A 14,455-nucleotide genomic window follows, 5' to 3' on the forward strand; every position below is an offset into this window, starting at 1 on the left:
AGCGCGTGATGGACTGGAATGTCAGTCTAAGAAGAGTTGTCTTCCGTTGCCAGTCCCCGGGAAAGAAAAAAGCGCAAGATTTTGCAAGTCCACCGCAAGCGGGTGCAAGCCCTTTATAAAAGGCAGCGCCATACTGCGGGCTTCGGTGGTTTGAGAAGAGAACAATATGAACGCATTACTATACGGACTGGTGGTCATTATCTGGGGAACCACCTGGATTGCCATTTTCCTGCAGCAGGGCCCCGTGGCGGCGCCCGTCTCTATTTTCTGGCGCTTCGCCGTCGCCAGCCTGACGATGATGGTGGTATTACTCGCCCTGCGCCGCCTGCGCACGCTGGCGCTGCGGGATCACCTTTTTTGCATGCTCCAGGGATGCTGCGTTTTCTGCTTTAACTTCTGGTGTTTTTACACCGCAGCCTCGCACATCAACACCGGGCTGGAATCGGTGATCTTCTCCATGGCCGTGCTCTATAACGCCATTAACAGCTTTATTTTCTTCGGGCAGCGCCCGCCGGCACGGTTCTGGACGGCGGCGGCACTGGGGCTGGTCGGGATAATTACCCTCTTCTGGGACGACCTGCTGGCCAGCGGCTGGAGCGCATCGCTCCTGACCGGGATTGGGCTTTCCGCACTCGGCACCTACGGCTTCTCGCTGGGCAATATGATCAGCATGCGCCATCAGCGCAGAGGCCTTGAAACCATGACCACCAACGCCTGGGCGATGCTCTACGGCACGCTGGTGATGGGCTGCATTGCGCTCTTCAGAGGCGACAGCTTCACGCCGGAGTGGACCACCAGCTACATTGGCGCGCTGCTCTACCTGGCCCTGTTTGGCTCGGTGATTGCCTTTGGCGCTTACTTCACGCTGGTGGGACGCATTGGCCCGGGCAAAGCGGCCTACAGTACGCTGCTCTTCCCGCTGGTGGCGCTCTCCATCTCCACGGTGTATGAAGGCTATGTCTGGCATATCAACGGAATCGTTGGGCTCTTGCTGATTCTGGGGGGAAATATGGTGATGTTTACTAAACCCGAAACCTGGTTCAGGCGCGTGCGAACGGCGTAAATGAAACGGCCTGCATTATGCAGGCCGTTTTACGTTATTTTGCGGTCTTTTTCACATCAAACATGGTGGCGTCGGTCGCCATATCATCAACAACCTGCTTCAGCGTCGCAAAGGTCATCGGCGTATTTGCGTTATTCAGCTCTTTACCTTCACCTTTACGCACCACCTTCACGACCGGCTTATTGGTGGCCGCATCGATCAGCTCACCTTCAAAGTAAAGGTGGGTATCCATGGTGCGATGTCCGGTTGCCATCTGCGTGCCGGCAACCACCAGCGCAACAGGCACCACTTCATAGAACTGCAGCCCCTCTTTCTGCGAACTCACCCCCGTAATGGCACCGCGGAAAATCAGGCTATGTTTACCTGGCGTGGTGACAATCGGCTTACGGGTACCAATAGCGGTTTTCATTTTGTTATTGGTGTAATTCAACAACTCATCAAGCGTTTTTTGACCAATCTGTGTCGTTGGCTTAGGCGCAGGATAATAGGTAATCGGCGTCCAGATAATACTGTCATAATTAGCTTCGTTATAGGAAGGATCAACCCAACGCAGCGTTGGTTTACCCGTCGCAGACGTCGTCTGCTGTAATCCTGAGTAGTCTTTTAAAAAGCCAGAATATTGTTCGGGAGCGGCGACTTTAGACGAACAGCCCGCCAGCGCCAACAGACCAGTAAGCACTGCAACTTTAAAAAAAGTTTGAGTACGCATGATAGTTTTCCATGTTATCTGCAAGTATGCATTTGAAGTTATAGCAAAAGACAGGCGCATTTGTTGTGACAAAAAATGATGCCGGGAGCACAAATTGCGAAAAGACTGCCCGGATGCGTGCCGGGCAGTGAAAAACTACTGATTTATATCCAGCTGCCAGAACAGATGTTTGCCAAACGGGTCGATTTCATAGCCCTTCACTTCCTTGCGCACCGGTTCGAAAATCGTCGAATGCGCAATCATTACCGCGGGCATCTGGTCATGCATAATCTGCTGAGCCTGTTTATACAGCGCCACGCGTTTATCATGATCGGTTATCGATCTCGCCTCGGCGATTATGTTATCAAACGGTTTGTAGCACCATTTCGCCGAATTCGACCCGCCGTTTGCCGAGGTGCAGGTGAACAGCGGACCAAAGAAGTTATCGGGATCGCCCGTAGCGGTCGTCCAGCCCATCAGCGCGGCCTGATGCTCCCCGCCCTTCACGCGCTTAAGGTATTCACCCCACTCGTAAGTAACAATTTTGGTCTGTACCCCGACCTTCGCCCAGTCCGCCTGTATCATCTCCGCCATGCGTTTCGCATTCGGGTTATAGGGCCGCTGGACGGGCATTGCCCATAAATCGATGCTCATGCCGTTGGCGAAACCGGCCTCTTTCAGCAGCGCTTTGGCTTTTTCTGGATCGTACTCGTCGTCCTTAAGCTCGCTGTCGGCGCTCCAGACGCCCGGCGGCAGCAGGTTCTTCGCCGCGGTGCCGGTGCCGTGGAACACCGCGTCAATAATGGCCGGTTTATTGATGGCCATCGCCAGCGCCTGGCGTACCTTCACGTTATCCAGCGGCGGCTTTTGGGTATTGAACGCCAGGAAGCCGGTGTTCAGCCCGGGCTTGCTCATCAGCGTGATATCTTGGTTGGCCTTCATGCGCGGCAGGTCGGCCGGGTTCGGGAACGGCATTACCTGACATTCGTTCTTCTCAATTTTAGCAAACCGCACGGAGGCATCCGGCGTGATGGTAAACACCAGCCGATCCAGCTTCGATTTCCCCTGCCAGTAGTCGGCAAACGCCGTGAACAGGATGCGGGAATCTTTCTGATACTGCGCCAGCCTAAACGGCCCGGTGCCGATCGGCGCCATATCCACCTTCTCCGGCGTGCCCGCTTTCAGCATCGCGTCGGCATACTCCGCGGAAAGGATTGAGGCAAAATACCAGGCCAGATCGGCGACAAACGGCGCCTCCGGGTGCGCCAGGGTAAAGCGTACGGTGTGGTCATCCACTTTATCAATGGCGGTAATCAGGCTGCCAAACTCCAGGCTTTCGAAGTTGGAGTAGCTGCCGTTCGAGACGTTGTGGTACGGATGGTTGACGTCTTTCTGGCGCATAAACGAGAAAATGACGTCATCGGCGTTAAAGTCGCGGGTCGGCGTGAAGGATTTGTTGCTGTGGAACTTAACGCCTTTGCGCAGATGGAAGGTGTAAACCTTGCCGTCGTCGCTCACCTCCCAGCGCTCTGCCAGGCTCGGCACCAGCTCCGTGGTGCCGGGTTTGAAATCGACCAGCCGGTTATAGACCGGCACGGCGCTGGCGTCCACGCTGGTTCCCGAGGTGTACAGCTGAGGATTGAAGTTTTCCGGCGATCCTTCGGAGCAATACACCAGCGTTTTTGCAGCGACAGCGGAACTGACCGTGAGTGCAGCAAGCGCCAGCGTGAAAGTTGCGAGTTTGCTTGTCATCATTTATTCCTGTCTTTTTAATTCGACGGCTAATTAATTCTTTTGCCATTTCATAAATAACATTAAAGTGAGATGGCAAACACCCGAAAAATAAATAAGGAACAAATCACTATGGGCTCGCCGCTTTCCAGACAATTAACGCACCGTTTTTTCCGCTATCTCGCCATCACCAGCCAGAGCGATCCTAAAGTGAAAACGCTGCCCTCAACGCCGGGCCAGCACGACATGGCGCGGGAACTGGCGCAGGAGCTGGCACAGCTGGGTGTAGACGACATCGTGATTGATGAATTCGCCACGGTGACGGCGGTCAAAAAAGGCAACGTACCCGGCGCACCGCGCATCGGCTTTATTACCCATATTGATACCGTCGACGTGGGATTATCACCGGATATTCATCCACAAATATTAACGTTTACCGGTGAAGATCTCTGTCTGAATAAAGAAAAAGAGATCTGGCTGCGGGTGAAAGAGCACCCCGAAATTCTGGCTTACCCGAACGAGGAGATTATTTTCAGCGACGGGACCAGCGTATTAGGCGCCGATAATAAATCTGCGGTCACGGTGGTGATGACGGTGCTGGAAAACCTGACGGCGGAGCATCGGCATGGCGATATCGTCGTGGCATTTGTACCTGACGAAGAGATCGGCCTGAACGGCGCCAAGGCGCTGGATCTTAAGCGCTTCGACGTCGACTTCGCCTGGACCATCGACTGCTGCGAGCTGGGCGAAATTGTCTACGAGAATTTTAATGCGGCAGCCGCTGAGATCCGCTTTACCGGCGTGACGGCGCACCCGATGTCCGCCAAAGGGGTGCTGGTGAACCCGTTATTGATGGCAACCGACTTTATCAGCCATTTCGACCGTCAGCAGACGCCGGAATGCACCGAGGGGCGTGAAGGCTATATCTGGTTTAACGGCATTCAGGCCGGGCAGAACGAGGCCGTTCTTAAGGCCAATATCCGGGACTTCGACAAGAACAACTTTGCTGCCCGCAAGCAGCAGATTGCCGACGTCGCCGCGCGGATTGCCGCCCAACACCCGACGGCCAGCGTGGAGTATCGCATTGAAGATACCTACAGCAATATCAGCAATGCGATTGGCGAAGACAGGCGCGCTATCGACCTGATGTTTGAGGCGATGGAATCGCTCGGCATCACGCCAAAACCGACGCCCATGCGCGGCGGCACCGACGGCGCGGCGCTCTCGGCAAAAGGGCTACTCACGCCGAACTTCTTCACCGGCGCGCATAACTTCCACTCGAAGTTTGAATTCCTGCCGCTGTCGTCGTTCGAGGCGTCTTACCGCACCGCCCTCCAGCTCTGCCTGCTGGCCGCACGTTAGGCGGGCTTGCGCGCCAGCATTGTGGCAAAGCGCAGTTTGATGCGGTTCCCATTTTCGTCGGTGCGGTGCAGTTCGCCGGGCTCTTCGTTGTACTTGATGAGTTCCCAGCCTTCATAGTAATTGCTCAGCTCACCGCTTTTGAACGCAAACGGGAAGCCGACGGTGCAAGGGTAATCCACCGTATCCATGGCGGCGACAATAAGGTTGTAGCCGCCCGGCCGGGTGCAGCGCTGCATATTGGCGATAAGGCCTGGGATGGTGCTGGCTTCAAGGAACATCAGCACCACGGTGGAGAGAATAAAATCATACTCGCCGTCAAAGCTCAGGCTGTTGAGATCTTTAATTGCGGTCTGCAGATTCTCAATCCCTTCTGCCGCCTTGATGCGCTCGATATTGTCGATGCTCATCGGGTTCTTGTCCCACGCGGTCACGTCGTAACCGTTGGCCGCAAGGTACAGGCTGTTACGGCCGTTGCCGCAGCCCAGGTCCAGCGTTTTGCCCGGTTTAACCTTTTCCGCACTGAACAGCACCTCTGAGTGCGTGCGGGTTAAGCCATATTTCTCGGTGAAGTAATTCTCATCAACGGTCATCATTTTTCCTCAGATTGCATAAGCAGTGCTTTATCAGTGCGAACCAGCAGTTTGCCCTGAAGCAGCAGAATCAATGTACGCACCAACAGCCAGCCAATAATGACGTTGGTGAAGATAAACAGCGGCACGGCGATGGCGTGGAAAAAGCCCGCCGGACTGTTATGTCCCAGATGCAGACCCGTGGTTGCCAGAGCCGATACGCCAAAGGAGAAACTCCAGAATGAGGCGTTAAACGGCTGGGACAGGATCCACGGCATCAGGCGCAACATGAACAGCAGCTGCAGCAGACCATAGCCGAACAGCATTTTCGCAAACGTATCCGCCTGACCGCCATTCACGCTGAACCAGGCGCTACAGGCCACCAGCGCGGGCGCCAGCTGAATCCCGAGAGACGTGCGCAGTCCGGCGGGCAGCTCTCCGGCGCTGCGAAGGCGCTGCAGAATGACCGGCTCAAGGCTGAGCCAGGAAAAGACGCCCGCGCCAAGAAAGACCAGCCCCGCATCGTGAAACCCGAGGGCGCCGCACGCCATCGCGCTGATAAAATTGTTCGCCACCGTGGGCAGATATAATCCAGGCGTGGTCGCCTCTTGCGGATGTTTCCCGCGCCATAGCCCGGCGCTTTGCCAGGCGGAGTACGCAAGCTGCACCATCACGCCAATGCCAAACAACGCCAGCGAGACCGGGCGGAACCAGGGTACGAAACCGATGGCGACCAGCATCGTCGTGGCCGGGAAAAGGCTGACAAAACTGCTCGTCACCGGGTGCCGCATCTCTGCCAGCACGCTGCGCGGGAAACGGATCGCGCGCGTCAAAAACGCGACCGTTAACAGAAACCAGCAGGCCACCGCAAGGGCAACCAGGCTCTCCCCCGGCCAGCGCGTTACCGGCCAGAGGGTGCTGGCGTAGCGCCAGGCAAAGCCCATACCGATGATGCCAAGCACCATGCCAAAATACCCGGCGGGCAAGTTAAGCGCCTGTTGGGGAGTATTAAATTTGCTCATTAATTTTAATTTTTAAAATGTATTTTAAATGCCATTTTAAGGGGTTTCTCCGGCGGATGCCAGCACAACGAAAGGCCAAAAGTTTGCTACGTTTAGTTGAGACGCCTATCAGAGACCCCACGATGAAAAAGTACCGACTCAGCGATGAAACCCGCCTCTGGCAGTGGAAAAACGGCGAGACCTCCCACTCCGCCACGCTGCGGCAGATCATCGCCACGGCCGATTTTAACGACGTCGTGGCCGGCACGAAGGGCGGGTGGATTGACGACGAGCGCGCCCTCTCACAGGACGGAAATTGCTGGATCTACGACGAAAACAGCGTGGTATTCGCCGGCGCAGCCGTGTCCGGCAACGCGCGTCTTACCTTGCCTTGCATCATTAGCCATGATGCGCATATCGGAGACAGCTGCTGGCTGGACGGCGCGGAGGTCAGCCACGGCGCGCGAATAAGTGACAACGTCACCATTCAGCAATCCTGCGTGCGCGGCGAGTGCCATATTCGCGGCGAGGCTCGCGTGCTGCACCACAGCGTGGTCATTGCGGCCAAAGGGCTGACGCCGGACCATGAACAGATCCTGCAAATCTACGATAAGGCGACGGTGAGCCAGTCGCGCATTGTGCACCAGGCGCAAATCTACGGCGAGGCGATGGTTAATTTTGCCTTCGTTGAGCACCGCGCCGAAATATTCGACAACGCCATCCTCGAGGGTAACGACCTGAATAACGTCTGGGTGTGCGACTGCGCAAAAGTTTACGGCAACGCCCGCGTGATAGCCGGTTTTGACGACGATGCCATCCCGACGGTGCGCTACAGCTCGCAGATTACGGAGAATGCGGTGGTGGAAGGCAACTGCGTCATCAAGCACCACGTTCTGATTGGCGGTCAGGCGTGGCTGCGCGGCGGGCCGATCATGCTGGACGATAAGGTGGTGATTCAGGGACGCGCGCGGATCAGCGGCGATGTGCTTATTGAGCACCGGGTTGAAATCACCGACGATGCGGTGATTGAAGCCTTTGCCGGCGAGAGCATTCACCTGCGCGGCGAAAAAGTGGTTAACGGCGCTCAGCGCATCACCCGCACGCCGCTGCTGGGCGCGTTATAGGGTATAAATTTTCCCGTAGAGGTTCACATCGTCAAAGCGGCCATTAAGGTATTCCGCTTCCCGCAGGCACCCTTCCAGCGTAAAGCCGTTGCGCAGGGCAACGCTGTTGCTGCTCTGATTCGCGACCCGACACTTAATCACAAAACGGCGGATCTCCCCGCGCTCGGCGTAGTAGCGCATAAACGCCTGCAGCGACCGAGAGAGAATGCCCTGCCCCTGATGGTCTTCATCCAGCCAGTAGCCGATGTACCCGGCTTTGTTGGTCGGTTCAATCGTGTTGAACGACAGCACGCCGACCAGCGCATCATCCTTGAAGATCAGAAACATTTTGGCGTAGCCGCGCTGGTGCAGCATCTGGTTACTCTGCACGTTACGGCGGGTATCGTCCTCGCTGCCCGCGTGCTGCGCCCAGTCAAAGGCGGTTTGCAGCCAGGTTTTGTTTTTGACAACGAGGTTGTGCAGTTCGGCGGTGTAGCGCTCTTCGACGGCGCGAAGTTCGATAGCGTCAGAGACCGGGATAATTTCGGATTTTGCTGCGGTCATTGCCCCTCACCCTAACCCTCTCCCGGAGGGAGAGGGAATCAATCGTTAACGCATTACCCGGTCGTCAACGTACTGACGTTTGTCCGGCGCTGGCGGGAAATACTGGTACAGCCAGGTTTCACTGATGGCATCGCCCTGGCAGCGCAGGAACAGGCGCATATCCACCGGCTCCGTTGAATCCGACGTCGGGTACCAGTCGAACAGAATACGGTATCCGTCAAACGGCTCGACGTAGAGGATCTCAACCTGCTTCGCTTCACCGCTGGAGAGCGTAATCACCGGCTCGATACCTTTCGGCGCAGCGGCCTTCAGGTCGCCGCCGACGAAGTCGATGGCAAAGCGGCGGGCCCACACTTTCGGGTAATTCTCGCCCGGCGCCCAGCCTTCCGGGAACCCGCCCATACCGGAGCGGGTGGCAAAGACGTTGGCCAGCGGAGAACGCACCGGCGGCATGGCGCTCCAGTACAGTCGATATTTGAAGTCCAGCTCGTCGCCCGCTTTGACGGCTTTTTCCGGCTGCCAGAAGCAGACCACGTTATCCAGGGTTTCACCCGTCGTCGGGATCTCCATCAGGCCAACCGAGCCTTTCCCCCAGTCGTTGCGCGGTTCAACCCACAGGCTCGGGCGCTTGTTATACCAGCCCATTACGTCCTGATAGTGCGAAAAATCGCGATCGAGCTGCAGCAGACCGAACCCTTTCGGGTTTTTATCCATGTAGGCATTAAACTGCAGCTTCTGCGGGTTGTTCAGCGGACGGCAGATCCACTCCCCGTTGCCGCGCCACATCGCCAGGCGATCGGAGTCATGGATTTGCGGGTGAATGGTGTCACACATGCGTCGTTCGTTATTGCCGCAGCTGAACATGCTGGTCATCGGCGCGATGCCGAGCTGTTTGATGTCCTTACGCGCGTAGAGGTGGTTTTCCACCTCCATGATCACCTGGCTCTTCTCGCAGTGGATCACGAACTTATAGGCACCAGTGATGCTTGGACTGTCGAGCAGCGTATAGACGGTAAACGTGGTATCACCCGGCTTAACGGTTTCAAACCAGAAAGAGGTAAAGTCCGGGAACTCTTCCGGGGTGTCGGTAAAGGTATCAACCGCCAGGCCGCGTGCGGAAAGACCGTACTGGTAGGTGTCATCCACCGCGCGGAAGTAGCTCGCTCCCAGGAAAGAGACGATATCGCGACGCGCCAGCTCCGGCGCCTTAAAGGCGCGGAAGCCTGCAAAGCCGAGATCGCTTTGCCCCTCCAGCTGTTTGGTATCTACGCTCGTTTCACCATAGCTGAACAGCTCCGGGCGGAAGTGGATCTCGCGCGCCATCGAGGTGGATTGATCCAGAGAGAACATACGCACGCGGCGGCGGAAGCCCATCCCCATATGGAAGAACTGCACGTCCAGCTGACGCCCTTCAACGTTGTTCCACAGAGACTGCTTTTCATCGTACCGGATGGCGTTGTACGCCTGCGGCGTCATGGTTGCCAGCGTGTCCGGCAGCGGGCGCGGTGCGCCACCCCATGGGGTTTTCGCCAGGTCATGCGCCATGGATTGCAGTACGGAGAAGTCAAAACGACGGCTCTGACCGTCAGCGATATCAGAGTCAGCAGCGTATGCCGCTTTGGAAAACAGGGAAGCAAGGCCGGATGTGCCGCTCAGGGCTGCCACTGCCAGCGAGCCTTTTAGAAAACGTCTGCGATTCATGCCTGGAAAAACGTCCTTATGGTCGTGTGAATGTGTTTCGCGCGCGGCGAAATGACGGCAAGAAAGAACGCACAGCCTAAACAAAAATGGTTAAGAATCCAATTGTTGGCCGGTGATTATCTGAACAAAGTGAGAAATATTTTCTGTCGACCAGAACGGCCCGAAAGTGGTGTAAAGAAAGCCTGGAAAATGTGTATAAAAATGCCCCGTCAGGACATCAGCTGACGGGGCCAATGAGGCGGTTATTTTACGCTGACATCGATACCCGGGAAGTACTTATCAGCGAGTTTTGCGATCGTGCCGTCGGCACGTACTTTATCAATCGCGGCATCAAGCTGCTTTTTGGTGGCCTCGTCCCCTTTACGCAGCCCAAAGCCGATCCCACTGCCGAGGATAGTATCGTCTGACACCGGTTTGCCGATAAAGCCAAACCCTTTACCCTGCGGCTTGCTGAGGAAACCTGCCTGCCCGGCCGCGGACATCACCAGCGAGGCGTCGATACGGCCATTCAGCAGATCGCCCCAGGCCATATTCTGATCTTTATAAGACACCACGGTGACACCCTGCTTTTCCCAGTGCTCTTTGGCATAGGTTTCCTGGATGGATCCCTGCAGCACGCCGATGGTTTTGCCTTTCAGCCCTTCTGGCGTCGCCTCGACAGCCGTGCCGGCCTTGCCGACGAGCTGCGACGGAATGCGGTAAATCGGCTGGGTAAAATCAATGCTCTTGCGGCGCTGCTCGGTGATGTTCATCGCCGAGTTGATGGCGTCAAATTTCTTCGCCACCAGCCCCGGGATCAGCGCATCAAATGAGGTTTCCACCCAGCTGCACTTCAGCGCAGCCGCTTTGCAAATGGCATTCCCCAGCTCAACGTCAAACCCTTCCAGTTCGCCGGCCGCATTGCGGCTCTCAAACGGCGGGTATTCCGCTTCCAGACCGTAACGCAGCTCGCTGGCCGCGAAGGAGGAAAACGTAGACAGCAATCCCATGCCGACAACTAACGCGCGTAATTTCATCTAATACTCCTCAGCGTGGTTTAACCCGACACAGGGCCTGGGCACCTGCCCGTAACGTCGCCTCATCTTTCGCAAAAGAGAGACGAATCAATTTATTATCCGTGCCGTCCGCATAAAACGCCGAAAGCGGGATGGTGGCAACGCCGTACTCAACGATCAGCCGCTTCACCAGCTCGCTGTCGCGCTCGTCGCTGAACTGGCTATAGTCCGCCAGCATGAAGAACGAACCTGCGCTCGGCAACAGCGTAAACGGCGAATCGACGAGCAAACTCTGCAGCAGATCGCGCTTGCGCTGGTAAAATGCCGACAGCGACAGCCAGGTTTGCGGGTCGACCATATGTTCAGCAAACGCGTGCTGCATTGGCGTATCGGCAGAAAACATTAGAAATTGATGGACTTTACAAATCTCGTCCATCAGCACCGCCGGAGCAACACAGTAACCCACGCGCCACCCGGTGACGTGATAGGTTTTTCCGAAAGATGAGATAATCACGCTGCGCTCCGCCAGCTGCGGGTGCGTGGCCATCCCGTGGTGCGGCTCACCGTCAAACACTACATGTTCGTACACTTCGTCAGACAAAATAATGATGTCGGTATTGCGCGTCAGCGCCGCCAGCTGCTGTAGATCGTTGGCGGAGAAGACCTGACCGCTCGGGTTATGCGGCGTATTGATGATGATCATGCGCGTGCGCGGGGTGATCGCGGCGCGAACCTCGTCCCAGTTGACGGCAAAATCCGGCACCGTGAGCCTGATGGCAATCGGGGTTGCCCCCTGCAGGCGAACAATCGGCGCGTAGCTGTCAAATGACGGCTCAAAGTAGATCACCTCATCGCCCGGATGCACCAGCCCGCTAATCGCCGAATAGAGCCCTTCACTGGCGCTGGCGGTGACCAGCACCTCGCTGGCAGGGTTGTACTGCGTGCCGTAGAGCGTGGCAATTTTATCGGCAATACGCTCTTTGAGCGGCTGCAGGCCGGTCATCGCCGCATACTGGTTGTGCCCCGCCTCCATTGCGCGGGTGACGCCCGCGATCAATTTCGGGTCGCAGGAAAAATTGGGTGCGCCCTGAGAAAGGTTAATGGCGTTATGCTGCGCCGAGAGCTGGCCGATAACGGTAAAAATGGTGGTTCCCACATCTGGCAGTTTGGAGCGCGTTTGCACCGGCGTTCGTAAAGTCATCCTGTTACCCTTCTCATGGTCTTTGCATAACTATTCAAACAACAAGTTCGTTGTCGGGACAATCGAATTGTTGTCATAATAGCCATGAGAAAAATGCATAGCTGAGGGTTTTCCATGTCGCGCCGTTCGCTCCCGCTCAATGCCATCGACGCATTTTTAGTCACCGCGCGTCACCTGAATCTTACCCATGCTGCCGCCGAGCTTTGTCTCACGCAGGGAGCCGTGAGCCGCAAAATTGCCTCCCTTGAGGCGTGGTTTGGCTTTCCGCTTTTTGAACGCCACGCGCGCGGCTTACGCCTCTCTTCGCAGGGCTGCGCCCTGCTGCCGGAACTGCAGTCGGCTTTCGAACGCCTGCTGACCGTGGCCGATCAGGCCCGCAGCCAGCAAACCGTGATCCGGCTCAAGGCCCCCACCTGCGCGATGCGCTGGCTGGTGCCGCGCCTGCTGGAGGTGGAGCGCGAGCAGCCGGAACTGCAAATTGCGCTGACCACCACCACCGATCATAACGTCAATTTCAAAACCGAATCCTACGACGCGGCCATCGTGTTCGGTACGCACATGAGTGCGGGCGATCTGCTGTTCGAAGAGGCGCTCACCCCGGTGATAAGCCCGGTGCGGGCAGGTGCAGCGCTCGGATCGTTAACGTTTCTTCACCCGACAAGGGACAAGACAGACTGGTCGCTGTGGCTGACGAAACAGGAAGGTCCCGGCTTTGTCATGCACAAAAATCAACACTTCGACACGATGGATCTGGCGATTACGGCCGCCATTCAGGGGCTCGGCGTCGCCATTGCCGACGAAACGCTGGTGGCAGAAGATGTCCGCGCCGGAAGGCTGATGCGGCCCTATGAGACGAGCATAAAAACAGGCGCAAGCTACAGGCTGGTGCTGCGCGAAACGCCTGGCGAGGAAAACGGGCTGGCGGCGTTTCGCGCGTGTTTGCTTAATCGAGGCTGACGTGGTGCTTCATCACCCGCTTAAAGAGGCTCATGCGGGCGCGCATAAAGCGGTTTTCAAGCCTGAAACCTGCATGTTTATTCACACCAATGCGTAACAGAACGTCCCGCCCTTTGCGACACGCGGGCCAGTGCGTCGGCCCCGGCAGGCTGTCGCGACGACCCGCCTCGCGCGCAAAGCTCACCCAGTAATCGGCTACCTGGGCTGCAAACTCCAGATCCCGCGCATTAACATACTGGCGCGAGGGTTCCACCTGGCCAAGCGTGTCGAAGACGTAGGGGATCTCGTTGCCGTGCCAGGCGCCGTTGACATAGGTGGCGTGCTCCGCTTCGGCGACATAGTCAAACCAGTAGCGCCAGCACAATCCGCCGACGCGCTGCTGGGCCTGCATCACCACGTAGCCCATCGTCGTAAACGCCATGTCGCGGCACACCTGCCTGCCCAGCTCTTCATCGCCCTTCACGCCCGGATAGAGCAGCTTAATCAGCCCCAGCCCGAAGCGGCGCTCCCGCCGGAGCTTCTGGATTTGCCCCGCGAGATCGATGCCGAACACCGCCATCACGCTGGCTTCATCGCTGTTAGAGCCAATCATTACCGGCACGGGGTGCTGGCGGGCGGCGAAAAAGACGTCCAGCATGGCCTCCGGCAGAACGCAGTCTCCGACGACAGGCGCCGGCGCAACGTTAAGCGGCGCGGTCAACGGCCAGAACGCGTCGGGTGGAATGGCGCGCAGCTCCTCGGCCGTTGCGTTCTCCAGGCCAAAATGGGCGGCCAGGGCCTCTCCTTTCTGCAGCGCCTGCTCGCGCGGCGTGTCCGGCAAGGTATAGCCGCTTTGCACAATCGCCTTATGGAACAACCCTTTTGCGAGGGGCGATGCCAGCAGCGAGAGCACGCTGCGCGCGCCGGCGGATTCGCCAAACAGGGTGATATTGGCAGGATCGCCACCAAACGCGGCGATATTCTCCCGCACCCATTCGAGGGCGGCTATCTGATCCAGCAGGGCAAAATTATGCACCACGCGGTCTTCTTCCCCTTCCAAAGCAGGATGAGCGAAAAAGCCGAGGTGGCCGAGACGGTAATTGAGGGTTACGACAACCGCGCCGCGCGTGGCCAGCGCTTTGCCGTTATACGGCGGCAGGCCACCGGCGCCCAGGGTAAACCCGCCGCCGTGCAGCCAGACCATAACCGGAAGCGGCTCCGCACGCTCTGAGGGAGACCAGACGTTAAGATAGAGACAATCTTCAGAAAACTGGCCCGGATCGCCGCCGCCCAGCGCCTGACAATACTCGCTGCTTTGCCAGCTTGAGGGCGAAAAAGCCGTGGCCTCGCGAAGGCCCTCCCAGCGCGCAGGCGGCCGCGGCGAGCGCCAGCGCCACTCACCCACGGGCGGCTCGGCGTAAGGGATCCCGTACCACGCATGAACGTCTTTATCAGTAAAACCAGCCAGTGCGCCGCAGCGCGTTTCAACCACAGGGGCGGAAGGATTTTGCATAACGACCTTATTTTTTCCATCACACCCC

General features: G+C 57.3%; 13 protein-coding genes. 4 read left to right on the plus strand and 9 right to left on the minus strand.

The annotated features are described in order from the left end of the window. Positions 1-166: 166 nt before the first annotated feature. Positions 167-1,063 carry a DMT family transporter gene (locus tag M2433_RS02865; protein ID WP_429052715.1) on the plus strand — a complete coding sequence of 299 codons (897 nt, stop codon included), beginning with the start codon at positions 167-169 and terminating at the stop codon, positions 1,061-1,063. A 34-nt stretch (positions 1,064-1,097) separates the two neighbouring features. On the opposite strand, the gene M2433_RS02870 is transcribed toward M2433_RS02865, so the two are convergent. Next, complete coding sequence (locus tag M2433_RS02870) at positions 1,098-1,772, minus strand: DUF3313 domain-containing protein (protein WP_429052717.1); 675 nt, start codon at positions 1,770-1,772, stop codon at positions 1,098-1,100. A 135-nt stretch (positions 1,773-1,907) separates the two neighbouring features. Beyond that, positions 1,908-3,503: an ABC transporter substrate-binding protein gene (locus tag M2433_RS02875; protein WP_429052719.1), complete on the minus strand. Its 1,596-nt coding sequence runs from the start codon at positions 3,501-3,503 to the stop codon at positions 1,908-1,910. Positions 3,504-3,614: 111 nt separating this feature from the next. On the opposite strand from M2433_RS02875, the gene pepT reads away from it, so the two are divergent. Then, positions 3,615-4,844: a peptidase T gene (pepT, locus tag M2433_RS02880; protein ID WP_429052720.1), complete on the plus strand. Its 1,230-nt coding sequence runs from the start codon at positions 3,615-3,617 to the stop codon at positions 4,842-4,844. On the opposite strand, the gene tehB is transcribed toward pepT, so the two are convergent. Then, positions 4,841-5,434, minus strand: coding sequence for a tellurite resistance methyltransferase TehB (tehB, locus tag M2433_RS02885; RefSeq protein ID WP_429053103.1), 594 nt, complete (start codon positions 5,432-5,434; stop codon positions 4,841-4,843). The two genes, pepT and tehB, sit on opposite strands and share 4 nt — an antisense overlap. Continuing rightward, positions 5,434-6,435 (minus strand): dicarboxylate transporter/tellurite-resistance protein TehA, encoded by a 1,002-nt coding sequence (tehA, locus tag M2433_RS02890; protein WP_429052722.1) that lies wholly within the window; start codon positions 6,433-6,435, stop codon positions 5,434-5,436. The genes tehB and tehA overlap by 1 nt, the downstream gene beginning before the upstream one ends. A gap of 122 nt (positions 6,436-6,557) precedes the next feature. Between tehA and ydcK the strand changes: the two genes are divergently transcribed. Further along, positions 6,558-7,538 carry a YdcK family protein gene (gene ydcK, locus M2433_RS02895; RefSeq protein ID WP_429052723.1) on the plus strand — a complete coding sequence of 327 codons (981 nt, stop codon included), beginning with the start codon at positions 6,558-6,560 and terminating at the stop codon, positions 7,536-7,538. Here the strand turns inward: ydcK and rimL are convergent. The 4 genes from rimL to M2433_RS02915 form a co-directional block, all read right to left on the minus strand. Then, on the minus strand, positions 7,533-8,081 hold the full coding sequence (gene rimL, locus M2433_RS02900; RefSeq protein WP_429052724.1) for a 50S ribosomal protein L7/L12-serine acetyltransferase: 549 nt from the start codon (positions 8,079-8,081) through the stop codon (positions 7,533-7,535). The genes ydcK and rimL overlap by 6 nt on opposite strands. A gap of 45 nt (positions 8,082-8,126) precedes the next feature. Continuing rightward, the gene (locus M2433_RS02905; protein ID WP_429052725.1) at positions 8,127-9,782 is read right to left on the minus strand and encodes a glucan biosynthesis protein D; all 1,656 of its coding nucleotides are present in this window, start codon (positions 9,780-9,782) and stop codon (positions 8,127-8,129) included. Positions 9,783-10,024: 242 nt separating this feature from the next. Beyond that, complete coding sequence (locus tag M2433_RS02910; RefSeq protein ID WP_429052727.1) at positions 10,025-10,798, minus strand: transporter substrate-binding domain-containing protein; 774 nt, start codon at positions 10,796-10,798, stop codon at positions 10,025-10,027. 10 nt (positions 10,799-10,808) lie between these two features. Then, positions 10,809-11,978 carry a pyridoxal phosphate-dependent aminotransferase gene (locus M2433_RS02915; RefSeq protein WP_429052728.1) on the minus strand — a complete coding sequence of 390 codons (1,170 nt, stop codon included), beginning with the start codon at positions 11,976-11,978 and terminating at the stop codon, positions 10,809-10,811. A gap of 114 nt (positions 11,979-12,092) precedes the next feature. Between M2433_RS02915 and M2433_RS02920 the strand changes: the two genes are divergently transcribed. Beyond that, complete coding sequence (locus tag M2433_RS02920; protein WP_429052729.1) at positions 12,093-12,935, plus strand: LysR family transcriptional regulator; 843 nt, start codon at positions 12,093-12,095, stop codon at positions 12,933-12,935. Here M2433_RS02920 and M2433_RS02925 read toward each other — a convergent pair. Further along, positions 12,922-14,427 (minus strand): carboxylesterase/lipase family protein, encoded by a 1,506-nt coding sequence (locus M2433_RS02925; RefSeq protein WP_429052731.1) that lies wholly within the window; start codon positions 14,425-14,427, stop codon positions 12,922-12,924. The genes M2433_RS02920 and M2433_RS02925 overlap by 14 nt on opposite strands. Between the last annotated feature and the right edge of the window lie 28 nt (positions 14,428-14,455).

Source organism: Enterobacter sp. AC1 (assembly GCF_050434705.1).
GTDB lineage: Bacteria > Pseudomonadota > Gammaproteobacteria > Enterobacterales > Enterobacteriaceae > Enterobacter > Enterobacter cloacae_L.